General features: G+C 51.1%; 1 rRNA gene. It reads right to left on the bottom strand.

Features of this window, described 5'->3' with window-relative positions:
* Window positions 1-52: 52 nt before the first annotated feature.
* A 23S ribosomal RNA gene (locus ACP7DE_RS27940) occupies window positions 53-1,404 on the bottom strand; the annotation flags it as partial.

The raw sequence follows: 1,404 nt of genomic DNA, 5'->3' as shown, positions 1-1,404 counted from the left end.
ATCAACAACACGCAACATGTACTTTCTCATCCTCTGTACCTGCTAAGGTTATAGGGACAAGCCGTACGGGCAATTAGTACTGGTTAGCTTAATGCATTACTGCACTTCCACACCCAGCCTATCAACGTCCTGGTCTCGAACGACCCTTCAAAGAGCTCAAGGCTCTGGGAAATCTCATCTCAAGGCAAGTTTCCCGCTTAGATGCTTTCAGCGGTTATCTCTTCCGAACTTAGCTACCCGGCAATGCCACTGGCGTGACAACCGGTACACCAGAGGTTCGTCCACTCCGGTCCTCTCGTACTAGGAGCAGCCCCCTTCAAATTTCCAACGCCCACGGCAGATAGGGACCAAACTGTCTCACGACGTTTTAAACCCAGCTCACGTACCACTTTAAATGGCGAACAGCCATACCCTTGGGACCGGCTACAGCCCCAGGATGTGATGAGCCGACATCGAGGTGCCAAACTCCCCCGTCGATATGAACTCTTGGGAGGAATCAGCCTGTTATCCCCAGAGTACCTTTTATCCGTTGAGCGATGGCCCTTCCATACAGAACCACCGGATCACTATGTCCTACTTTCGTACCTGCTCGACTTGTCAGTCTCGCAGTTAAGCACGCTTATGCCATTGCACTATCAACACGATGTCCGACCGTATCTAGCGTACCTTCGAACTCCTCCGTTACACTTTAGGAGGAGACCGCCCCAGTCAAACTGCCTACCATGCACTGTCCCCGATCCGGATAACGGACCAAGGTTAGAACCTCAAACAAACCAGGGTGGTATTTCAAGGTTGGCTCCACGAGAACTAGCGTCCCCGCTTCAAAGCCTCCCACCTATCCTACACAGATTGGTTCAAAGTCCAATGCAAAGCTACAGTAAAGGTTCATGGGGTCTTTCCGTCTAGCCGCGGGTAGATTGCATCATCACAAACATTTCAACTTCGCTGAGTCTCGGGAGGAGACAGTGTGGCCATCGTTACGCCATTCGTGCAGGTCGGAACTTACCCGACAAGGAATTTCGCTACCTTAGGACCGTTATAGTTACGGCCGCCGTTTACTGGGACTTCAATCAAGAGCTTGCACCCCATCATTTAATCTTCCAGCACCGGGCAGGCGTCACACCCTATACGTCCACTTTCGTGTTTGCAGAGTGCTGTGTTTTTATTAAACAGTCGCAGCCACCAGTTTATTGCAACCCTTTCACCCTCATGGAGTAAACCATTCAAGCTACCGGGGCGTACCTTTTCCCGAAGTTACGGTACCAATTTGCCGAGTTCCTTCTCCCGAGTTCTCTCAAGCGCCTTAGAATACTCATCTCGCCCACCTGTGTCGGTTTGCGGTACGGTCTCGTATGACTGAAGCTTAGAGGCTTTTCTTGGAACCACTTCCGATTGCTTCGTGAA

This window comes from Janthinobacterium sp. DSP2-3-3, assembly GCF_049897325.1.
Classification (GTDB): Bacteria; Pseudomonadota; Gammaproteobacteria; order Burkholderiales; family Burkholderiaceae_D; genus Janthinobacterium.
This window is presented reverse-complemented; position numbering and strand designations above follow the sequence as displayed.